This window comes from Erwinia typographi (assembly GCF_000773975.1).
Classification (GTDB): domain Bacteria; phylum Pseudomonadota; class Gammaproteobacteria; order Enterobacterales; family Enterobacteriaceae; genus Erwinia; species Erwinia typographi.
This window is the reverse complement of the sequence record NZ_JRUQ01000006.1, coordinates 59,193-81,137: the sequence shown is the minus strand read 5'-3', so window position 1 is coordinate 81,137 and position 21,945 is coordinate 59,193. Positions and strand designations below refer to the sequence as shown.

Annotated in this window: 14 protein-coding genes; 12 read left to right on the top strand and 2 right to left on the bottom strand. The window is 58.3% G+C overall.

The annotated features are described in order from the left end of the window. Positions 1 to 55 precede the first annotated feature (55 nt). Complete coding sequence (locus NG99_RS01365; protein WP_034887599.1) at positions 56 to 1,018, bottom strand: aldo/keto reductase; 963 nt, start codon at positions 1,016 to 1,018, stop codon at positions 56 to 58. A 238-nt stretch (positions 1,019 to 1,256) separates the two neighbouring features. Here NG99_RS01365 and NG99_RS01360 point away from each other — a divergent pair, with 238 nt between their 5' ends. The 12 genes from NG99_RS01360 to NG99_RS01305 all read left to right on the top strand — a co-directional run bounded on the left by NG99_RS01360 (position 1,257) and on the right by NG99_RS01305 (position 19,863). Then, on the top strand, positions 1,257 to 2,504 hold the full coding sequence (locus NG99_RS01360; RefSeq protein WP_034887597.1) for an MdtA/MuxA family multidrug efflux RND transporter periplasmic adaptor subunit: 1,248 nt from the start codon (positions 1,257 to 1,259) through the stop codon (positions 2,502 to 2,504). Beyond that, on the top strand, positions 2,504 to 5,620 hold the full coding sequence (locus NG99_RS01355; RefSeq protein ID WP_034887594.1) for an MdtB/MuxB family multidrug efflux RND transporter permease subunit: 3,117 nt from the start codon (positions 2,504 to 2,506) through the stop codon (positions 5,618 to 5,620). Before NG99_RS01360 ends, NG99_RS01355 begins: the two co-directional genes overlap by 1 nt. Continuing rightward, positions 5,620 to 8,688 (top strand): multidrug efflux RND transporter permease subunit MdtC, encoded by a 3,069-nt coding sequence (gene mdtC, locus NG99_RS01350; RefSeq protein ID WP_034887592.1) that lies wholly within the window; start codon positions 5,620 to 5,622, stop codon positions 8,686 to 8,688. The genes NG99_RS01355 and mdtC overlap by 1 nt, the downstream gene beginning before the upstream one ends. Beyond that, positions 8,685 to 10,091: an MFS transporter gene (mdtD, locus tag NG99_RS01345; protein WP_034887589.1), complete on the top strand. Its 1,407-nt coding sequence runs from the start codon at positions 8,685 to 8,687 to the stop codon at positions 10,089 to 10,091. Before mdtC ends, mdtD begins: the two co-directional genes overlap by 4 nt. Next, the gene (baeS, locus tag NG99_RS01340) at positions 10,091 to 11,476 is read left to right on the top strand and encodes an envelope stress sensor histidine kinase BaeS (protein ID WP_034887587.1); all 1,386 of its coding nucleotides are present in this window, start codon (positions 10,091 to 10,093) and stop codon (positions 11,474 to 11,476) included. Before mdtD ends, baeS begins: the two co-directional genes overlap by 1 nt. 36 nt (positions 11,477 to 11,512) lie before the next feature. Further along, positions 11,513 to 12,220: an envelope stress response regulator BaeR gene (gene baeR, locus NG99_RS01335; RefSeq protein ID WP_034887584.1), complete on the top strand. Its 708-nt coding sequence runs from the start codon at positions 11,513 to 11,515 to the stop codon at positions 12,218 to 12,220. A gap of 117 nt (positions 12,221 to 12,337) precedes the next feature. Next, positions 12,338 to 13,711 (top strand): prephenate-dependent tRNA uridine(34) hydroxylase TrhP, encoded by a 1,374-nt coding sequence (gene trhP / locus NG99_RS01330; RefSeq protein WP_034887582.1) that lies wholly within the window; start codon positions 12,338 to 12,340, stop codon positions 13,709 to 13,711. 241 nt (positions 13,712 to 13,952) lie between these two features. Further along, positions 13,953 to 14,855: a lipid kinase YegS gene (yegS, locus tag NG99_RS01325; RefSeq protein ID WP_034887580.1), complete on the top strand. Its 903-nt coding sequence runs from the start codon at positions 13,953 to 13,955 to the stop codon at positions 14,853 to 14,855. A gap of 232 nt (positions 14,856 to 15,087) precedes the next feature. Continuing rightward, a complete protein-coding gene (locus NG99_RS01320) occupies positions 15,088 to 16,098 on the top strand; it encodes a Zn-dependent oxidoreductase (protein ID WP_034887578.1) in 1,011 nt (336 codons plus the stop codon). 69 nt (positions 16,099 to 16,167) lie between these two features. Further along, on the top strand, positions 16,168 to 17,451 hold the full coding sequence (locus tag NG99_RS01315) for an MFS transporter (protein WP_034887576.1): 1,284 nt from the start codon (positions 16,168 to 16,170) through the stop codon (positions 17,449 to 17,451). Positions 17,452 to 17,499: 48 nt separating this feature from the next. After that, entirely contained in the window at positions 17,500 to 18,963 is a 1,464-nt protein-coding gene (locus tag NG99_RS01310; RefSeq protein WP_034887573.1) for a mannitol dehydrogenase family protein, read from the top strand. 210 nt (positions 18,964 to 19,173) lie between these two features. Then, a complete protein-coding gene (locus NG99_RS01305; RefSeq protein WP_034887572.1) occupies positions 19,174 to 19,863 on the top strand; it encodes a GntR family transcriptional regulator in 690 nt (229 codons plus the stop codon). Here NG99_RS01305 and NG99_RS01300 read toward each other — a convergent pair. Then, entirely contained in the window at positions 19,858 to 21,903 is a 2,046-nt protein-coding gene (locus tag NG99_RS01300; RefSeq protein ID WP_034887570.1) for an FUSC family protein, read from the bottom strand. The two genes, NG99_RS01305 and NG99_RS01300, sit on opposite strands and share 6 nt — an antisense overlap. Between the last annotated feature and the right edge of the window lie 42 nt (positions 21,904 to 21,945).

The window sequence follows — 21,945 nt, the reverse complement described above, 5'->3', positions numbered from 1 at the left end:
TAGCTTTACCAACGATCTCCCTGCGCCTCCCTGAAGGCGGCGCAGGGAGCGCCATTCAGTAGCTGCTGGCTTCAGAAAGCTCGCGAATGTCCGCATCGCTCAATTTTAACGAGGCCGCTTTGGTCAGTTCATCAAGCTGCGCCAGCGACGTTACGCTGACGATCGGCGCGGTGATGCTTTTCCGGGCAATCTGCCAGGCCAGCGCAACCTGCGTTGGCGTGGCGCGCGTTGACTCGGCAACCTGATCCAACGCCCGAAGAATACGCAGCCCGCGTTCGTTGAGATATTTCTCTACCACGCCGTCGCCGCGCTTACTTTTGCTGGCATCTTCCGGCTTACGGTACTTGCCGCTGAGGAAACCGCTGGCAAGAGAATAATAGTTAATGACCGCCAGACCGTTTTTCTGCGCAACCTCTTCCAGTCCGCTTTCATACTCTTCGCGATCGTAGAGGTTATATTCCGGCTGCAGCGTTTCATAGCGGGCCAGCCCCTGCTCTTCACTGATTTTCAGCGCTTCGCTAAGGCGTTCTGCCGAATAGTTAGAAGCGCCAATCGCACGCACCTTGCCTTCTTTAATCAGCGCGTCAAAGGTCGCCAGCGTTTCATTAAGCGGCGTATCAGCGTCATCGCGATGGGCCTGGTAAAGGTCGATGGTTTCCGTTTGCAGACGGCGCAGCGAGTCTTCAATCGCCTGGCGAATATACTTCGGCGACAGCCCGGTTTTGCCTGGCCCCATCTCAATGCCCACCTTGGTAGCCAGCACAATTTTGTCGCGTTTGCCGCTCTGTTTCAGCCAGTTGCCGATGATCGTTTCGGATTCGCCGCCTGCGTTTCCCGGTGCCCAGCGTGAATACACATCAGCGGTATCAATGAAATACAGCCCCTTTTCCACCAGCGCATCCAGCAGGGAGAACGAGGTTTTCTGGTCTACGGTCCAGCCAAACACGTTGCCGCCAAAGGTCAGCGTGGGAACCTGAATACCGGTGCGGCCTAGCGAACGGTGCTCTGATTGACTCATCATGACTCTCCTGAATATGAATTGTTTCTCGCGTGACTTCTAGCGTAGCAAACATCTTCGCCCGCGCTTCGCTGATTTGTGGCAAAAGATGTGCACGACAGGAATACTTACATCAGTTGAACGGTTATCCTTAATTCCTTCACTTTTGCGGTTGATAAATTCGCTAAAATAGGAAAATTATGGGCCTTCTTTTTGGCCCTTGTGGATACATTTTTGCTACCGGAGAGCTAACAACAAGATGAAAGCCCAGCGCCGTTCCTTAAAAATCTTGCCCGTCCTGATTATTGCCGCAATTGCCGCAGGCGGTTGGTACTGGTGGCACAGCAGCCACAGCGGTACCACAGCGGAGAAAACGGCCGACGCCGGGCATCACAGGAACGGAGGAGGTAAAGGCGGTGGGCGCCGCGGCAGCGCGGGCGCGCTGGCGCCTGTTCAGGCAGCGGAAGCGCTGCGGCAAAGCGTACCGCAATATCTCTCCGGTCTGGGCACGGTGACGGCGGCCAATACCGTCACCCTGCGCAGCCGGGTTGACGGCGATCTGGTCGCCCTGCACTTTACCGAAGGACAGGAGGTGAAGGCCGGACAGCTGATTGCAGAGATCGATCCCCGTCCTTACCAGGTGGCGTTAACCCAGGCTCAGGGACAGCTGGCAAAAGATCAGGCTACGCTGGCGAATGCCCGCCGCGATCTGGCCCGCTACGAGAAGCTGGCTAAAACCAACCTCGTCTCGCAGCAGGAAATGGATACCCAGCGTTCGCTGGTGAACGAAACGCTGGGCACCCTGAAAGCCGATGAGGGCAGCGTGGCGAGCGCGCAGCTCAATCTGACCTACAGCCGCGTGACGTCCCCCATTTCCGGCCGCGTCGGGCTGAAGCAGGTTGACGTGGGGAATTACGTTACCAGCGGAGACACTAGCGGCATCGTGGTGATTACCCAGACGCACCCGATCGACCTGGTGTTCAGCCTGCCGGAAAACGCCATCAGCACCCTGCTCACCGCACAAAAAAGCGGACAGCCGATCCCGGTAGAAGCCTGGGATCGCAGCAATAAAACTCTGCTGACCAGCGGCACGCTGCTCAGCATGGATAACCAGATTGACGCGACTACCGGCACCGTAAAGCTGAAGGCCCGCTTTAGCAATCAGGACGATATGCTGTTCCCCAACCAGTTTGTTAATGCCCGCCTGAAGGTCAGCACCTTGCAGGACGCGATTGTGATCCCGTCGGCGGCGCTGCAAATGGGCAATGAAGGGAACTTTGTCTGGGTGGTCAACGCAGAAAATAAAGTCAGCAAGAAACTGATCACCACCGGATTGCAGGATAGCCAGAAGGTGGTGGTGACGGCCGGGCTGGATGCCGGTGAGCGGGTTGTCACCGACGGCATCGATCGCCTGACCGAGGGCGCTAAAGTGGAGGTCGTTGCACCGCAGGCCACGCCGCTGACTTCAGGTAAAAGCGCGCTGCCTTCGAAAGGAGCCAGCTCCTGATGCAGGTCATGCCTCCTAACGCCAGCGGCGGCCCGTCCCGCCAGTTCATTCTTCGTCCGGTTGCGACCACGCTGATGATGGTCGCTATTCTGCTGGCGGGTATCCTGGGCTATCGCTCGCTACCCGTCTCGGCGCTGCCGGAAGTGGACTACCCAACGATACAGGTGGTGACGCTCTATCCCGGCGCCAGCCCGGACGTGGTGACCTCCTCCATTACCGCGCCGCTTGAGCGCCAGTTCGGCCAGATGTCGGGCTTAAAGCAGATGTCGTCGCAAAGCTCCGGCGGCGCGTCGGTCGTTACCCTGCAATTCCAGCTAACCTTACCGCTGGACGTCGCCGAGCAGGAAGTGCAGGCGGCGATCAATGCCGCAACCAACCTGCTGCCTTCCGATCTGCCGAACCCGCCGGTTTACAGTAAGGTCAACCCGGCCGACCCGCCCATTATGACCCTCGCGGTCACCACCACCAGTATGCCGATGACGCAGGTGGAAGATATGGTGGAAACCAGGGTCGCGCAGAAAATCTCTCAGGTTTCCGGCGTGGGTCTTGTGACGCTGGCGGGCGGGCAGCGGCCTGCGGTCAGGGTAAAACTCAATGCTCAGGCGCTGGCGGCATTGAATCTGGACAGCGAAACCGTCCGTACCGCTATCAGCAATGCTAACGTCAACTCCGCCAAAGGCAGCCTGGACGGCCCGGAGCGTTCAATTACCCTTTCCGCCAACGACCAGATGAAGTCAGCCGAGGACTATCGCCAGCTGATTGTGGCTTACCAGAACGGTTCACCGGTGCGGCTGCGCGACGTGGCGACCGTTGAGCAAGGTGCGGAAAACAGCTGGCTCGGCGCCTGGGCTAACCGCCAGCCGGCGATCGTGCTGAATATCCAGCGCCAGCCCGGCGCAAACATTATCACTACCGCCGACAGCATCCGCCAGATGCTGCCAGCGCTCACCGCCTCTTTGCCGAAATCCGTTGAGGTCAAGGTCCTGACCGACCGCACCACCAACATCCGCGCTTCTGTGCATGACGTGCAGTTCGAGCTGATGCTGGCTATCGCGCTGGTGGTGATGATCATCTATCTGTTTCTGCGCAACGTTCCGGCCACGATTATCCCTGCGGTAGCCGTTCCTCTTTCGCTGGTCGGCACCTTTGCGGTGATCTACTTTCTTGGCTTTTCGATCAACAACCTGACGCTGATGGCCCTGACCATCGCCACCGGCTTCGTGGTGGATGACGCCATCGTGGTGATCGAGAACATCACTCGCTATATCGAAAAAGGCGAAAAGCCGCTGGCCGCCGCGCTTAAAGGAGCCGGAGAGATTGGATTCACCATTATCTCCCTCACCTTCTCGCTGATTGCGGTGCTGATCCCGCTGCTGTTTATGGGGGATATCGTTGGCCGCCTGTTCCGGGAATTTGCCGTCACGCTGGCCGTCTCCATTCTGATTTCAGCCGTGGTGTCACTGACGCTGACGCCGATGATGTGCGCGCGAATGCTCAGCGTGGAATCGTTGCGTAAGCAGAACCGCTTTTCCCGCGCCAGCGAGGCCCTGTTCGATCGAATTATTGCTGGCTATGGCCGCTTTTTACGGCGGGTGCTCAACCATCCCTGGCTGACGCTGGGGGTGGCGCTGGGCACGCTGGCGATCACCGTGCTGCTGTGGATCGTCATTCCCAAAGGCTTCTTTCCGGTGCAGGATAACGGCATTATTCAGGGCACGCTCCAGGCGCCGCAGTCCGTCTCTTACGCCAGTATGGCGCAGCGTCAGCAGCAGGTCGCCTCGATCATTATGAAAGACCCGGCGGTGCAAAGTCTGACCTCGTTTGTCGGCGTTGACGGCACTAACCCGGCGCTGAACAGCGGGCGGCTGCAAATCAATCTTAAGCCGCTCGACGAGCGTGACGATCGCATTCCGGCGGTGATCGATCGCCTGCAAAACGAGGTAGCCAGGCTGCCGGGGGTTAACCTTTACCTCCAGCCGGTGCAGGATTTGACGATTGATACCACGGTCAGCCGCACGCAGTATCAGTTCACGCTTCAGGCCGGCTCGCTGGAGTCGCTAAGCCTGTGGGTGCCGAAGCTGATGGCGCAGCTGGCCACGCTGCCGCAACTGAAGGATGTCAGTAGCGACTGGCAGGATCAGGGACTGGAAGCCTATATCAAGGTGGATCGCGACAATGCCAGCCGCCTCGGCATTACCATGGCGGACGTGGATAACGCGCTGTACAACGCCTTTGGTCAGCGCCTGATCTCCACGATTTACACCCAGGCCAATCAATATCGCGTGGTGCTTGAGCATGATACCTCGGCCACGCCGGGCCTGGCCTCGCTGGACGGCATTCGTCTGAACAGCAGCGAAGGCGGCATCGTGCCGCTGAGCGCCATCGCCACCATTGAGCAACGCCACGGCGCGATGAGCATTAACCACCTCGACCAGTTCCCTTCCACGACGTTCTCGTTCAACGTCAGCGACGGCTACTCGCTGGAGCAGGCGGTCAACGCCATCAGCACAGCAGAGCAGGATCTGGCGATGCCGCCGGAGATTATGACCCAGTTCCAGGGCAGCACGCTGGCGTTTCAGGCCGCGCTATCCAGCACCGTCTGGCTGATCGTCGCCGCCATTGTGGCGATGTATATCGTGCTTGGCGTGCTGTATGAGAGCTTCATCCATCCGATCACCATTCTGTCTACCCTGCCCACCGCAGGCGTCGGCGCGCTGCTGGCGCTGATGATCAGCGGCAACGAGCTGGACGTGATTGCCATTATCGGCATCATTCTGCTGATCGGCATCGTGAAGAAAAACGCCATCATGATGATTGACTTCGCGCTGGCTGCCGAACGCGAGCAGGGCATGGCGCCTTATGAGGCGATCTATCAGGCCTGCCTGCTGCGCTTCAGGCCGATTTTGATGACCACCCTGGCCGCGCTGCTGGGGGCGCTGCCGCTGATGCTCAGCACCGGCGTAGGGGCCGAGCTGCGGCGGCCGCTGGGCGTGGCGATGGTAGGAGGGCTGGTGGTCAGCCAGGTGCTGACGCTGTTCACCACGCCGGTGATCTACCTGCTGTTTGACCGGCTGGCCCACGCCACCCGCCGCCGCTTTAAGCCGGAGGAGGCGTAGTGAAGTTTTTTGCGCTCTTTATCCACCGGCCGGTCGCGACGATCCTGCTGACGTTCGCCATCCTGCTGGCGGGCGTGCTGGGCTTCCGGCTGCTTCCGGTCTCTCCCCTGCCCCAGGTGGATTTTCCGGTCATCGTGATTTCCGCTACGCTTCCCGGCGCGGCGCCGGAAACAATGGCTTCCTCCGTCGCCACGCCGCTGGAGCGTTCGCTGGGGCGCATTGCCGGAGTCAGCGAAATGACCTCGACCAGCTCATTGGGCAGCACGCGTATTATCCTGGTTTTTGATTATGACCGGGACATCAACGGCGCGGCACGCGATGTGCAGGGCGCCATTAACGCTGCGCAAAGCCTGTTGCCGACCGGTATGCCCAGCCGCCCAACCTACCGAAAGGCAAACCCGTCGGACGCGCCGATCATGATTATGACGCTGACCTCGGATACCTATTCGCAGGGCCAGCTGTATGACTACGCGTCTACCCAGCTGGCGCAAAAGCTGTCGCAGATTGACGGCGTGGGCGACGTGACTATCGGCGGCAGTTCGCTGCCTGCGGTCAGGGTAGAGCTTAACCCGCAGGCGCTGTTTAATCAGGGCGTGTCGCTGGATGCCGTACGGGAAACTATCGCCAACGCCAACCAGCGGCGACCGCAGGGCGCGATTGAGGATCGCCATCAGCGCTGGCAGCTGAAAACCAATGACGAGCTGCAAAAGGCGGCGGACTACCAGCCGCTGGTGGTGCATTACAATGCCGGCGCTGCGGTTCGCCTGCGCGACGTCGCCAGCGTCAGCGACTCGGTGCAGGACGTGCGCAATGCCGGGATGGCAAATGCTAAACCAGCGATCCTGATCCTGATCCGCAAGCTTCCCGAAGCCAATATCATTGATACCGTAGACCGTATCCGCGCCAAAGTGCCGGAGTTGAACACCATCATCCCGGCCTCGATTCATCTGGACGTATCGCAGGATCGCTCGCCAACCATTCGCGCCTCGCTGGACGAAGTGGAGCAGTCGCTGGCGATCTCGGTCGGGTTGGTGATCCTGGTGGTGTTTGCCTTCCTGCGCTCGGGCCGCGCCACGCTGATCCCTGCCGTAGCGGTGCCGGTTTCGCTGATTGGCACCTTTGCCGCGATGTACCTTTGCGGCTTCAGCCTTAACAACCTGTCGCTGATGGCGCTGACCGTCGCCACCGGCTTTGTGGTGGATGACGCTATTGTGGTGCTGGAGAACATCTCGCGCCACGTCGAAGCTGGCATGAAGCCTCTTCAGGCCGCCTTACAGGGGGTGAAGGAAGTCGGCTTCACCGTGCTCTCAATGAGCCTGTCGCTAATCGCGGTTTTCCTGCCGCTGCTGATGCTGGGCGGGTTGATTGGCCGCTTCTTTAAGGAGTTCGCCGTCACGCTGTCGGTTTCCATAGCCATCTCGCTGGTCATTTCCGTCACGCTGACGCCGATGATGTGCGCCAGGCTTCTGCGCGCCCATCCCCGGCGTGAACAGCCACGCCTGCGCGGCTTTGGCAGAATGCTGATCGCCCTCCAGCAGGGTTACGGCCGCTCGCTCAACTGGGTGCTGAACCATTCGCGCTGGACGCTGCTGGTGTTTCTCGCCACCATCGGCCTGACTATTTATCTCTACATCTCCATCCCGAAAACCTTTATGCCCGAACAGGACACCGGCCGGCTGATGGGCTTTATTCAGGCTGACCAGAGCATTTCGTTCCAGGCGATGCGCGGCAAGCTGGAGGACTTTATGAAAACCGTGCGCGACGACCCGACCGTCGACAACGTAGTGGGCTTCACGGGTGGCTCACGCACCAACAGCGGTTTGATGTTTATCGCCCTGAAGCCGCTAAGCGAACGCAGCGAAACCGCTCAGGAGGTGATCGCCCGACTGCGCGCCCGGCTGGCGAAAGAACCCGGCGCCAACCTCTATCTGTCGGCGGTTCAGGATCTCAGGGTCGGCGGCCGTGAATCGAACGCGGGCTATCAGTACTCGCTGCTGTCGGACAATCTGGACGATCTGCGCAGCTGGGAGCCGAAAATCCGCCAGGCGTTTTCTGCGCTGCCGGAGCTGGCGGACGTTAACTCCGATCAGCAGGATCAGGGGTCTGAAATGGCGCTGACCTACGATCGTGAAAGTATGGCCCGGCTGGGCATTGACGTCTCGGCGGTGAATAATCTGCTGAATAATGCCTTCGGCCAGCGCCAAATCTCCACGATTTACCAGCCGCTTAACCAGTACAAGGTGGTGATGGAAGTCGATCCGCGCTACACCCAGGCCCCCAGCTCGCTGGATCTGATGTACGTGATAAACAGCGACGGCAAAGCCATTCCGCTCTCTTATTTTGCTAAGTGGCTACCGGCTAACGCCCCGCTGTCGGTTAACCATCAGGGCCTGTCCGCCGCATCGACCATTTCCTTTAACCTGCCGGAAGGGGTGTCGCTGTCGCAGGCTTCGGAGGCCATCGACCGCAGCATGACCCAACTGGGAGTGCCGTCTGGCGTGCGCGGCAGCTTTGCGGGCACCGCCCAGGCCTTCCAGCAGAGTCAAAGCAACCAGCTGTGGCTGATTCTGGCCGCTATTGCCACGGTGTATATCGTGCTGGGAATACTCTACGAGAGCTATGTCCATCCGCTGACGATTCTTTCCACCCTGCCCTCCGCAGGCGTCGGCGCGCTGCTGGCGCTGGAGCTATTTAGCGCCCCATTCAGCCTGATCGCGCTGATTGGCATTCTGTTGCTGATCGGCATCGTCAAGAAAAACGCCATTATGATGGTGGACTTCGCGCTGGACGTACAGCGTAACGGCAGCCTGAGCGCGCGCGAGGCGATTTTCCAGGCCAGCCTGCTGCGCTTCCGGCCGATTATGATGACCACGCTGGCGGCGCTGCTGGGGGCGCTGCCGCTGGTCCTAACCTCCGGCGATGGCGCAGAGCTGCGCCAGCCGCTGGGGATCACCATTGTGGGCGGGCTGGTGATGAGCCAGCTGTTAACGCTTTACACCACGCCGGTAGTTTATCTGTATATGGATAAACTTCGCCGCAGGCCCCGTCAGGAACTGGTCCGTTCATGAATACGCTTCCCTCAACCGTGCGCTGGCAGCTGTGGATCGTTGCCTTTGGCTTCTTTATGCAGTCGCTGGATACCACCATCGTCAACACGGCGCTGCCCTCAATGGCGAGCAGCCTGAACGAGAACCCGCTGAATATGCACTCGGTGATCGTCTCCTACGTGCTGACCGTGGCGGTGATGCTGCCGGTCAGCGGCTGGCTGGCCGACCGCTTCGGGGTGAGAAATGTGTTCTTCAGCGCGATAGTTCTGTTCAGCTTTGGATCGCTGTTCTGCTCGATGGCGACCTCGCTGGATCAGCTGATTATCGCCCGCGTGATGCAGGGGATCGGCGGAGCGATGATGGTGCCAGTGGGTCGGCTGACGGTGATGAAGCTGGTGCCGCGCGAGCAGTATATGGCAGCGATGACCTTCGTCACGCTGCCGGGCCAGGTTGGCCCGCTGCTTGGCCCGGCGCTCGGCGGCGTGCTGGTGCAGTACGCCAGCTGGCACTGGATCTTCCTGATTAATATCCCGGTCGGCGTGATTGGCGCCATCGCCACGCTGATGCTGATGCCGAATCTGAGCCTGCCGCCGCGACGCTTCGACTTTATCGGATTTCTGCTGCTGGCGGCAGGCATGGCGACGCTGACGCTGGCGCTTGATGGGCAGCGTGGGCTGGGCATTTCACCGCTGCTGCTTTGCCTGTTTATCCTGGTTGGCGTCTTCTCATTACTGTTCTATCTGCTGCACGCCAGGGGCAACGACCGCGCGTTGTTCAGCCTGAAGCTGTTTGATAATCGCATCTACGCCATTGGGCTGCTGGGCAGCTTCACCGGCCGCATCGGCAGCGGTATGCTGCCGTTTATGACGCCGATTTTTTTGCAGGTGGGAATGGGCTACACGCCGTTCCACGCCGGACTGATGATGATCCCGATGGTGCTGGGCAATATGGGCATGAAGCGGATCGTGGTGCAAATCGTCAACCGCTTCGGCTATCGCAACGTGCTGGTGGGAGCCACGATCGGCCTCGCGCTGGTGGTGTTGCTGTTCCCTGCCGTGGCGCTGATGGGCTGGGACTACCTGCTGCCGGTGGTGCTGTTCCTGCAGGGAATGGTCAACGCCATTCGTTTCTCCTCAATGAATACCCTGACGCTGAAAGAGCTGCCGGACGAGCTGGCCAGCAGCGGCAACAGCCTGCTATCAATGATTATGCAGCTATCGATGAGCGTCGGCGTAACCGTGGCGGGCCTGCTGCTGGGGACCTTCGGCCATCACGCGCTGGCCGGTAGCCCGGAGGTGCATCAGGCCTTTATCTATACCTGGCTGTGCATGGCGTTGGTTATCATCCTGCCCGCGCTGGTGTTCTGGCGGGTGCCGCTGGACGTCAGTAAAAACGTGGTATTGAGCCGCAAGAGGAAGTCCTGATGTTTGCAAAAATGCGTATTGGCATCACCGCCAAGCTGTTCGCGGCGATTTTCTCTACCTGTATGCTGGTGCTGATCACCATGCACTGGGGGGTGCGGCTCAGCTTCGAACACGGCTTTATCGACTACATCAAAAAGGGCAACGAGCAGCGGCTGGTGCTGCTCAGCGACGCGCTGTCCGATCAGTACGAGCAGCACGGCAACTGGAACTTTCTACGCAACAATAACCGGCTGGTATTCCAGATCCTGCACTCGCTGGAGCAGAACCCGGACTCCAGCTCGCAGCTGCCTCCGCACGGCTGGCGCACGCAGTTCTGGATTATCGATCAGCAGTACCACGTAATGATTGGCCCACGAGGGCCGGTGCCGCCGGAAGGGTCGCGACGCAATATTACTACCAGCGACGGCCGTATCGTCGGCTGGGTGATCGGCTCGCCGCCTGAACGCCTGACCCGCAGCGCGGATATTAACTTCGATCAGCAGCAGAAGCGCACCAGTTGGATTATCGTCGGCCTGACCATGCTGCTGGCCGCGCTGGTCACCTGGCTGATGTCGCGGGGACTGCTGGCGCCGGTCAAACGACTGGTAGAGGGCACTCACCATCTTGCCGCCGGGGATTTCACCAGCCGCGTGCAGGCCAACAGCCGCGATGAGCTGGGCCGCCTGGCGCAGGACTTTAACCGTCTCGCCAGCACGCTGGAGAAGAACGAGAGTATGCGCCGGGCCTTTATGGCGGATATCTCGCACGAGCTGCGCACGCCGCTGGCTATCCTGCGCGGCGAGCTGGAAGCTATTCAGGACGGCGTACGCAAGCTGACCCCGGAGTCGATCGTTTCGCTTCAGGGGGAGGTCAGCACGCTGACCAAACTGGTTGATGACGTCCACCAGCTCTCGCTTTCTGACGAGGGTGCCCTCGCCTACCGCAAAAGCAACACGGATCTGGTGTCGCTGTTGGAGCTGGTCGCCAGCAATTTCAAAGGACGCTATCAGAGTCGTCAACTCTCGCTGGTTCTGCGTCTGCCGGAGCAGGCACCGCTGTTTGGCGACCCCGATCGCCTGATGCAGCTTTTTACCAATCTGATGGAGAACAGCCTGCGCTACACCGACGCGGGCGGCGGCCTGACGGTGACGCTGGTATCGCAGCCCGGCCAGCAGATTATCCACTTCGACGATAGCGGTCCCGGCATCACCGACGAACAGCGCCAGCGAATTTTTGAGCGATTCTATCGGGCGGAAAGCTCGCGCAATCGCGCCAGCGGCGGCTCCGGGCTTGGCCTGGCTATCTGCCAGAACATTGTGGAAGCTCACGACGGGAGCATTATTGCGGATCACTCCGATGCCGGGGGGCTGAAAATTACGGTACACTTACCCTGCAAGACTAACTAAAGAGGTCTGTCGCCTCTTGTTAAGCAGATGAGTGTAATGGAACAGGAAACGCTTACCCCGCTAATTCTGGTGGTTGAAGACGAGCCCAAACTTGGCCAACTGATGGTGGATTATCTGCAGGCCGCCAGCTACCGTACCCATCATCTTCTGCGTGGGGATGAAGTGCTGGAATGGGTAAAACAGACGCCGCCGGATTTGATCCTGCTGGATCTGATGCTGCCAGGTAGGGATGGCCTGACGCTGTGCCGCGAAATCCGCCGCTTCTCCGAGCTGCCGATCGTGATGGTGACGGCCAAAACGGAAGAGATCGATCGCCTGCTGGGGCTGGAAATTGGCGCGGATGACTATATCTGCAAGCCGTTCAGCCCGCGAGAGGTGGTCGCAAGGGTAAAAACTATCCTCAAGCGCTGTCATCGTTCGCCGGAGGAGGCGCAAAAAGCCTCACTGCTGCTGATTGACGAAAGCCGCTTTCAGGCCAGCTGGAATGATGGCCCGCTGGATCTGACCCCGGCAGAGTTTCGTCTGCTGAAGACGCTGGCCCAGGAACCAGGCAAGGTCTTTTCCCGCGAGATGCTGCTCAACCATCTTTATGATGATTACCGCGTGGTGACTGACCGTACCATCGACAGCCACATCAAAAACCTGCGCCGCAAGCTTGAGCTGCTCGATTCGGACCAGCCGTTCATCCGCGCGGTTTACGGTATGGGCTATCGCTGGGAGGCAGATGTCTGCCGCTTGATCTAGCGCAATTTACATTGCCCGCCTGAGATTCTACAATCCCCGCACTCTTTATAAGGCCGTCTCTGACGGCCTTTCTCGCAATATCTGACCTGACATCAGATGAAAACCGGGGTCTCCCTCATGTTCAAACCGGAACTTCTTTCTCCGGCCGGCACGCTGAAAAACATGCGTTACGCCTTCGCCTATGGCGCAGACGCGGTCTATGCCGGCCAGCCACGCTACAGCCTGCGGGTACGCAATAACGAATTTAACCACGAGAATCTGGCGCTGGGCATTAACGAAGCCCACGCGCTGGGCAAAAAATTCTACGTGGTGGTCAACATCGCGCCGCACAACGCCAAGCTGAAAACCTTTATCCGCGATCTCCAGCCGGTAGTTGAGATGGGGCCAGACGCGCTGATTATGTCCGACCCAGGGCTGATCATGATGGTGCGGGAAGCCTTTCCGCAGATGGACGTTCATCTTTCCGTGCAGGCTAACGCGGTCAACTGGGCGACGGTAAAATTCTGGCGGCAGATGGGGCTGACCAGGGTGATCCTCTCCCGCGAGCTGTCGCTGGAAGAGATTGCCGAGATCCGCCAGCAGGTGCCGGACATGGAGCTGGAGATTTTTGTTCACGGCGCGCTGTGTATGGCCTATTCAGGACGCTGCCTGCTCTCTGGCTACATCAATAAGCGCGATCCAAATCAGGGAACCTGTACCAACGCCTGCCGCTGGGAATACAAGGTGCAGGAAGGCAGGCAGGATGAGCTGGGGCAAATTGTGCATAAATACCAGCCGATCCCGGTAAAAAACGTTGAGCCGACGCTTGGTGAAGGGCAGCCGACGGACAAAGTCTACATGATTGAAGAGTCGATGCGCCCCGGCGAGTACATGACCGCCTTTGAAGATGAGCACGGCACCTACATCATGAATTCGAAAGATCTGCGCGCGGTGGCGCACGTTGGCCGCCTGACGCAGATGGGCATTCACTCGCTGAAAATCGAAGGTCGCACCAAATCACACTATTATTGCGCCCGCACCGCGCAGGTTTATCGCCGCGCCATTGACGATGCGGCGGCAGGCAAGCCGTTTGACGACTCGCTGCTGGACACGCTGGAAGGACTGGCCCACCGCGGCTATACCGAGGGCTTCCTGCGTCGCCACACGCACGACAGCTATCAGAATTATGAGCACAGCTTTTCGGCCTCAGACCGCCAGCAGTTTGTTGGCGAGTTCAGCGGCGAGCGCCGTGGAGAGAAAGCACTGGTAGAAGTGAAGAACAAGTTCAGCGTTGGCGACAGCCTGGAGCTGATGACCCCGGCGGGCAATATCACTTTCGATCTGCTGACGATGGAAAATGCCAAACTACAGCCGACGGACGTGGCGCCAGGCAACGGCCACTTTGTCTGGATCCCGCTACCGGAAGATATCGATCTGTCGTTTGCACTGCTGATGCGTAATTTTCCGGATGCGCCGCCAAAACGTGCTGACGCCATGGCTAATGTCAATTAAGTTACTTCAGGTTACTTTTATTAGAATTTGATCACATAACCCTGAATCGTTCCCGGCTAGAATGCGCCTTGTCAAAAACGAGAATTCTAAACGGCAGTCTTTATCAGGAACCACCTCCTTGGCCCGCCCGGCTCCCCCGGGCGGGCTTTTCTTTGCCCGAGGTTTTTCGTCGAAGAGGCAAAATGTGCTATAACTGAAGCACTTTTGGCCTCAACGGCTCACCAATGACGAGAAGACTGACATGGACAAAAAGCCGACAACGCTGGTGATTCTGAACGGCAAAGGCGCAGGCAACGAAGCCCTGCGGGAAGCCATTTTTACGCTGCGCAAGGAAGGTTATCCCATCGAGGTTCGCGTCACCTGGGAACACGGAGACGGTGAACGCTACGTGGCGGAAGCGGTGAAGCATCAGGTCGAAACGGTGATAGCCGGCGGCGGCGACGGCACCATCAATGAAATTGCCACGGCGCTGGCGGGTCATGAAGCGCACCAGCGCCCGGTGCTGGGCATTATCCCACTGGGCACCGCCAACGATTTCGCCACCAGCGCCGGTATTCCCCAGGAGATGGAAAACGCCCTGCGGCTGGCGATGGTGGGTAAAGCCACCGCTATCGATCTCGCCAACGTTAACCACACTCACTACTTTATCAATATGGCGACCGGCGGCTTCGGCACCCGTATCACCACTGAAACGCCAGCCAGGCTGAAATCAGCGCTGGGCGGCGTTTCCTATTTCATCCACGGGCTGATGCGCATGGACACGCTAAAAGCCGACAGCTGCGAGCTGCGCGGCCCGGATTTCAGCTGGCAGGGCGATGCGCTGGTGATTGGCATTGGTAACGGACGTCAGGCCGGTGGCGGTCAGCGTCTGTGCCCCTTCGCGCTGATAAATGACGGCAAGCTGGATCTGAGCATTGTGACCGCCAAAGAGATCGTGCCGACGTTGCTGAACTCGATGATTGGCGGCGATGACGATAACCCGAACATCATTCGGGCATCCCTGCCGTGGCTGGAAATCACCACCCCACACGAGATGACCTTTAACCTCGACGGCGAACCGCTGAGCGGCACCTCATTCCGTATTGAGGTGATCCCGAAGGCCCTCTCCTGCCGTTTACCGCCGTCTTGCGAGCTGCTGGCCTGAGGCCTGCACGTTGTCATGGTGCTGCGGTGGATACCGTCCCATGACAACGCTATTTCACTTCCTTGCCTTTGGCTGACCTGCCAACCCCAATCTGACCAATCGCCAGCTCAGCGGACAAATGTGATCCCGGTCGAACATTCACGCGAGACAACTTGTATGGTAGTACGCTAACGCGTATTTTTTCAGCATTGATGTCGCTAAAGGCTCGGTAAAAACGGGCCAGGAGATAAGCATGAAAAGTGTCGTGATTGAACGCCCGGGTGAATTACAGCTCCAGAATCGTCCCGAACTTTCGCCCGCCGCCGGTGAAGTTCGGGTCAAAGTCCAGTACGCCAGCATCTGCGGTTCGGATGTGCATATCTGGCATGGTCATAACCCTTTTGCCCGCTATCCGCGCGTGATCGGCCATGAATTTTTTGGTCATATTGATGCCGTCGGCGAGGGCGTGGATGCCGCCCGAATCGGAGAGCGCGTGGCGGTAGATCCGGTGGTCAGCTGCGGCCATTGCTATCCCTGCTCCATCGGCCGCCCTAATGTTTGCAGCGAGCTTCAGGTGATTGGCGTGCATCGCGACGGCGGCTTCAGCCAATACGCTGTCGCGCCTGCCGCCAATGCTTACCTCCTGCCCGAAAGCATTCCGGACAAGCTTGCCAGCCTGGTCGAGCCGTTCACCATCGCCGCCAACATTACTGCGTTTCTCAAGCCGCAGCCTGAGGATGTTGCGCTGATCTTCGGCTCCGGCCCGATGGGGCTGACCGCAATTCAGGTACTGAAAGGCGTATATAACGTGCGTAAAGTGATCGTCGCCGATCGTCTGCCAGAACGCCTGGCCATGGCAAAGGCCAATGGCGCGGACGTGGTGCTGAATAACAGCGACATTCCGCTGGCTGCCCAGTTGGAAGGCGAACAGCCGACGCTGATTATCGACGCCGCCTGCCACCCTTCGATTCTGGCTGAAGCCGCCGCGCTGGCCTCACCGGCCGGGCGTATCGGCCTGCTGGGCTTCTCCGGCGAGACCTGTAGCATTACGCAGCAAAGCCTGACCAGTAAAGAGCTGTCGCTGTTTACCTCACGCCTGAACAGCCATCGTTTCCCAGAGGTCATTAGCTGGATGGAACAGGGGCTGATTCAGCCGGAAAAACTGGTCACCCACTATCTGCCGCTCAGCGATATTGAACAGGCGATGACGCTGTTCGAAAAGGATCCGCGCAGCTGCTGCAAGGTGATTTTAGCCGTGGAATAAACCCGGAGCGGGCAGCGCGTCGCTGGCCGTTTATGCTCTACTTATTATAAATATAATCAAGGAATTACCATGTTCAAAAACCTACGTTGGACTATCGTACTCCTGCTGTTTATGGTCTACATGATCAACTACCTCGACCGTGTTGCCCTGTCGCTCACCGTGCCGATGATTGAAAAAGACCTGATGCTGAACGCCGAGCAGTTTGGCCTGATCTTCGGCAGCTTCTTCTTCGGCTACGCCATATTTAACTTTGTTGGCGGCCTGGCGACCGACAAATTCGGGCCAACGCTGGTGATGGGTCTGGCGGTTGGCCTGTGGTCGATTTTCTGCGGCCTGACGGCGGTGGCAACCGGCTTCTGGTCAATGCTGATCCTGCGCGTGCTGTTCGGTATGGCGGAAGGCCCGATTTGCGCCTCCGCCAACAAGGCGATCAACGGCTGGTTCCCGAAAAAGCAGGCCGCTACCGCCATGGGCTTACTCAGCGCCGGTTCGCCTTTGGGCGGCGCCGTCGCTGGCCCAATCATTGGCTATCTGGCGCTGGCGTTTGGCTGGCGCCCGGCGTTTATGATTATCTGCTCGGTCGGGATTGTGTGGATGGTTGTCTGGTTCTTTATCTCTGCCGATAACCCGATGAAAAGCCGCCGCGTGAGTGAAGAAGAACGCGCGCTGGTCACCAGGCTGAAAGAAGAACAGACCAGTCCGGACGAAGAGCTGGCTCAGGCGGCTCACGGGCTGGGCTACTACCTGCGCCAGCCGATTATCCTGGTGACCGCCTTCGCCTTCTTCTGCTACAACTACATCCTGTTCTTCTTCCTGAGCTGGTTCCCGGCATACCTGGTGCAGGCGCACAATCTCGATATCAAGTCGATGAGTATGACTACCATGATCCCGTGGATTGTTGGCTTTGTCGGCCTGGCGCTCGGCGGCTGGATATCGGATAAGATCTTCAACATTACCGGTAAGCTGTTGCTGTCGCGAAAAATTGTGCTGGTCGTCTCGCTGTTTGCCGCCGCCATTTGTGTTGGCCTGGCCGGTTCGGTAAAAGGGGTGTACCCGGCAGTTGCCCTGATGTCCGTCTCCATTTTCTTCCTGTACATCACCGGCGCTATCTACTGGGCGATTATTCAGGATGTGGTGCACAAAAGTCGCGTGGGCGGGATCAGCGGATTTATCCATCTGATCGGCAGCCTGTCCGGCATCGTCGGCCCCATTGTTACCGGCTACATCGTGCATCACACCGGTAAATTCGACAGCGCCTTTGTGCTGGCCGGTTGTGTAGCCGCATTGGGTGCGGTGCTGGTATTCTTTGTGATTAAAAGTCCGAAGGCGCAGAACACAGCGGTTTTAGTGTGAAGAATGGGCGCGCGGGCGATCCACGCGCCGCAACAGAAAGGATTATCGATGCTTTCACTTGATTCTCTCTCCCCGGACGTAGTCCGTCCGGATTATGACCGCCAGGCCGTACGGACCCGCATGGTCCATATCGGTTTTGGCGCCTTCCATCGCGCCCATCAGGCCGTGTGCAGCGACCGGCTGGCCAGCCAGTACGGCAGCGACTGGGGCTACTGCGAAGTCAACCTGAACAGCGGGGAGCTGATCCAGGCGCTTAAGCAGCAGGACTACTGCTACACCGTCGCCGAAATGGCCGGTGACGAGATGGCGCTGCGGGTTATCGGCGTGGTGAAAGAGGCGCTGCACGGCAAGTCCGACGGCATTGATGCGGTGATTGAGGCGCTGGCGCAGCCGGACGTGGCGATCGTGTCGATGACCGTGACCGAAAAAGGCTACTGCTACGAGCCGTCCAGCGGCAAGCTGGATTTAGCGCATCCGTCGATTGCGCACGACATTGCCCATCCTGAGGCCCCCTCCTCCCTGCCTGGCATTATCCTGGCGGGAATTGTGCGCCGTCGCGAGCGCGGTTTGCCGCCGTTCAGCGTGATGTCCTGCGACAACATGCCGGAAAATGGGCACGTCACCCGTAACGTCGTGCTTGGCCTGGCCGAAAAGCAGAGCAGCGAGCTGGCCGCATGGATTGCAGGAAACATAACCTTCCCTTCAACTATGGTCGACCGTATCGTGCCGGCAATGACCGATGAAACCCATGCCACCCTGCGTGAAAAGCTGGGTTGTGACGATCCGGTCAGCGTCGCCTGCGAGCCTTTCTTCCAGTGGGTGATTGAAGATAACTTTGTCAGCGGCCGCCCGGCGTGGGAAAAAGCGGGCGCTGAGCTGGTCAGTGACGTGCTGCCTTTTGAAGAGATGAAGCTGCGTATGCTGAACGGCAGCCACTCTTTCCTCGCCTATCTGGGGAATCTGGCAGGCTACGAGCATATCAGCGACTGCATGGCGGATAAGCACTTTCGTCAGGCCTCGCTGCAATTGATGCTTGATGAGCAGGCACCCACGCTACAGACGAAAGGGGTGGATTTGCAGGCTTACGCCAACTCGCTGATTGCCCGTTATGAAAATCTCGCGATCCGCCACCGCACGGCGCAAATTGCCAACGACGGCACGCAAAAACTGCCGCAACGCTGGCTGGACAGTATCCGCTGGCACCTGAAAAACGGCGGTCGCTACGATTTGCTGGCCCTTGGCGTGGCGGGCTGGATGCGCTACGTTAGCGGCGTCGATGAGCAGGGTCAGGCCATTGAAATCCGCGATCCGATGCGTGAGCAGCTGGCGCAACGCGTGGCGGAAACCGCAGAGGGCGAAGAGCGGGTAGCAGCCCTGCTGTCGTTAAAAGCGGTATTTGGCGAAGATCTGGCCGCCGAACCCGCTTTCGTCGCGAAAGTGAACCAGTTCAGCCAACTTTTACGCGAGAAAGGCGCAAAAGATACGGTAAAACGCGTGCTTGAACAGGCTTAAGCGAATAAGCGCTGGCGAAGCGCCAGCGCCCTGTTTAGACTTAGACTTTCATGTAAGGGCATCCGCCCATCGTCTCACCCTTTAATCGTCGGAATGTAGCTTAACCGGCAGCATCCTGAAGGAAAATGGGTATTTATCTCCCTCATCCTTCACGCAGCAGCCGACGCATTCGTAGCGTGAAAAAATAAGGGATAAATAGGGATATTACGAATGTCTACCGCATACGTCATCACCGCCAGCGAGCCGGTGAATCAGCAGATTTATCGCTTTCTGCGCCAGGATATCGTGACCTGCGCGATCCCGCCAGGTTCGCTGCTGTCCGAAAAAGAGGTTTCCGCGCGCTTCAGCGTCTCCCGCCAGCCGGTTCGCGAAGCCTTTATCAAGCTGGCTGAAGCCGGGTTGGTGCAGGTTCTGCCGCAGCGCGGCACCTTTGTGCGCAAGATCTCTGCCCAACGGGTCGCGGACGGCCGTTTTATCCGTGAAGCGGTAGAAGTGGCGGTGATCCGCCGCGCGGCCGTAGAGGCGTCAGCCAGCTCGTTAGCCCAGTTGGAGCACAACCTTCAGCTACAGCAGATGGCGGCAGAGAGGCATGACAGCCAGGCTTTTTTACTGCTGGACGACGAATTTCACCGGCTGATAGCCCAAAGCATCAACTGTGAGCTGGCGTGGGAAACCGTGGAGAATATCAAGGCGGCGATGGACCGCGTGCGGTTCCTCACCCTGAGTAAAGTTTCTCCGCCGGAAAGCCTGATTGAGCAACACCGCGAGATTTTCCGGGCGCTGGCGGCTAAAGACGTTGACGGCGCAGAGCGTGCGCTACGCCGCCATTTGCAGGAGATGATTTTCTCCATCACGCCGATTGCCGAGCAGAACAGCGACTGGTTTGAAAAACCCCTATAGCGCAGGCCACCTCTGTGTGGGATACAGCGTCATGCGGATATTGAACAGATAGAACAGCGGCCTGAACAGAGTCATATCGGCCCGGCAAAGCCCTTCGGTTTTAATCAGCAGCCGGTTCAGCTCGGTCAGCAGCGACTGCGGCGGCTCCAGGTGAATATTCCTGAGCCGCTGTTTAAAGTACTGATTGATCTCAAACATCACCGCATCCGTTTCCAGCTGGTGCTCTTTAATCGCCGCCTGATGGCGGGCATAGAAATCATAGCAGTTCACGCCAAGCCAGATTTCGGCAATCAAATTCCCGCCCAGCGCCACGCCCGGCGTCGGATCGATTTTATTACGCGGCAGAATAATATTAATTTTATCAATCATGCTGGCCACGTACTGCTGCCGGGACAGCAGCGACGAAGCGTCGATTTTAATTTCTCCAGTAAACTGTAACAGCTCTTTGATGCCCTTGCGCAGCACGCGGCGGGCGGACCAGGCGGGCCTTCTGTTACGAATAATCGCCGTCACAATCACCGCCAGCAAAATGCCGACGATCGTTGAGATCGACGCGTTAATAATCGACAGCAGGTCGGGTTTAAGATCGTGCGTCATGCCAATAAACCCGGGGATTTGTGTGGCGATGATCAGCCCGATAAAGTTAGTCGCGGGATTGGCGATCACCAGTCCAAGCGCCAGCAGTCCCGGAGCCAGGCAGATGATCAGCGACTCAAAGGTTACGGTCATCGGAATCAGCAGCCCGACGTAAAGCACGCTGATCGCGATGGCAATCAGCACGCCTTTCAGAAACACCTTCATTGGGGCTATCGGGCTGTCCAGTGAGGCAAAAAACGAACAGACCACGGCGGCAATCATCGGCGTCGACGAACCGTCCTTCCAGCCGCTGCCGATCCAGAACAGGCAGCCAAGCAGCGTGGCAAAAAAAGCCGTAAAGGATGAGAGCAGGATCAACCCTTTGTCCCGATGCTTTCTGATCAGTTTATGCCTGCTGCGCTTCCTCTCCGGACCGAGCTGGCTGACGCGCTCTTTGGCGCCAAAATAAGAGTCGGCGATACGAATAAAGTTGAGCAACCGCTCCAGCAGCCCGATCAGCAACAGCCCCTCTTCCGCGCTCATTTCGCCACGGCGATAAAGCGCTTTGATTCTCTCCTGAGAGGCATTGATATCCGCCTTGATGGCCTGCGCATGGCCGCTTTGCTCCGGGCTGTTAAGCCAGACGAGGAAGCTGCTGAAGGATTGGGCCACAAAATCAGGAAAGGCGATGCCCTGAACAGCCAGCAGGCTCAGGCGCTTTTCAATCGCCGTCAGCGTTGGGATCAGATAGGAAAGGTGCTGATACTGCGCGCTCACCAGGCGGATAAGCTTCCTCGCTGAGTCACCTTCATACGCGCAGTGAGTGATCAGGGTTTCCACCGCTATCGGGTAGTTAGCCATCTGCACCAGAATTTGCTCCCTTTCCGGCGAGGTCTCTTTTGATTCGACGGTCAGCAGCTCGTTGCAGAGATTCTTTGCGCTGTCAAACCAGTGGCTGACGCTGTTTTCCAGCAGATTGCGCATCTTTACCGGGAAAACCAGCATATGTACCAGGCTGCTGCAAATAATCGCCACGGTGATCTCCTCAATACGGGAAATAACGGTGTAGGTGATCGACAGCGGCGTGGTTACGTCGGCAAAGCCCATAATCGCCGCGCTATAGCCTGCCAGCATAAACACGTAGCTTTTTGGCGTGCGGTCATGCAGAGAAAGATAAAGACAGCAGGCCACCCACAGTGAAACGCTGAGGCTGAACAGCAGCGGGTGAGTGACGGTCAGCGGGTAAACCAGAAAGATAAATATCCCGCCCAGCACCGTGCCGAAGAAGCGAAACAGCGCCTTCGACAGCGTAGAGGCAGAATAAAGCTGAGAAATCACATAAACCGAGACCATCGCCCAAGCGGGCTTATCGAGGTTGAGTTCCAGAGCGATATATAAGGCCAGAAAGGCGGCAATGCAGGTTTTAACGGTAAACAACCCTGCATTTTTTGATAACCACTTCATTATTGATTTAACGGCTCTTGTCAGGCTAAAGCGTTATTTTAT

Coding starts and splice junctions, on each gene's coding strand:
- NG99_RS01365 (WP_034887599.1), bottom strand. CDS start 1,018: ATGAGTCAATCAGAGCACCGTTCGCTAGGCCGCACCGGTATTCAGGTT.
- NG99_RS01360 (WP_034887597.1), top strand. CDS start 1,257: ATGAAAGCCCAGCGCCGTTCCTTAAAAATCTTGCCCGTCCTGATTATT.
- NG99_RS01355 (WP_034887594.1), top strand. CDS start 2,504: ATGCAGGTCATGCCTCCTAACGCCAGCGGCGGCCCGTCCCGCCAGTTC.
- mdtD (WP_034887589.1), top strand. CDS start 8,685: ATGAATACGCTTCCCTCAACCGTGCGCTGGCAGCTGTGGATCGTTGCC.
- baeS (WP_034887587.1), top strand. CDS start 10,091: ATGTTTGCAAAAATGCGTATTGGCATCACCGCCAAGCTGTTCGCGGCG.
- baeR (WP_034887584.1), top strand. CDS start 11,513: ATGGAACAGGAAACGCTTACCCCGCTAATTCTGGTGGTTGAAGACGAG.
- trhP (WP_034887582.1), top strand. CDS start 12,338: ATGTTCAAACCGGAACTTCTTTCTCCGGCCGGCACGCTGAAAAACATG.
- yegS (WP_034887580.1), top strand. CDS start 13,953: ATGGACAAAAAGCCGACAACGCTGGTGATTCTGAACGGCAAAGGCGCA.
- NG99_RS01320 (WP_034887578.1), top strand. CDS start 15,088: ATGAAAAGTGTCGTGATTGAACGCCCGGGTGAATTACAGCTCCAGAAT.
- NG99_RS01315 (WP_034887576.1), top strand. CDS start 16,168: ATGTTCAAAAACCTACGTTGGACTATCGTACTCCTGCTGTTTATGGTC.
- NG99_RS01310 (WP_034887573.1), top strand. CDS start 17,500: ATGCTTTCACTTGATTCTCTCTCCCCGGACGTAGTCCGTCCGGATTAT.
- NG99_RS01305 (WP_034887572.1), top strand. CDS start 19,174: ATGTCTACCGCATACGTCATCACCGCCAGCGAGCCGGTGAATCAGCAG.
- NG99_RS01300 (WP_034887570.1), bottom strand. CDS start 21,903: ATGAAGTGGTTATCAAAAAATGCAGGGTTGTTTACCGTTAAAACCTGC.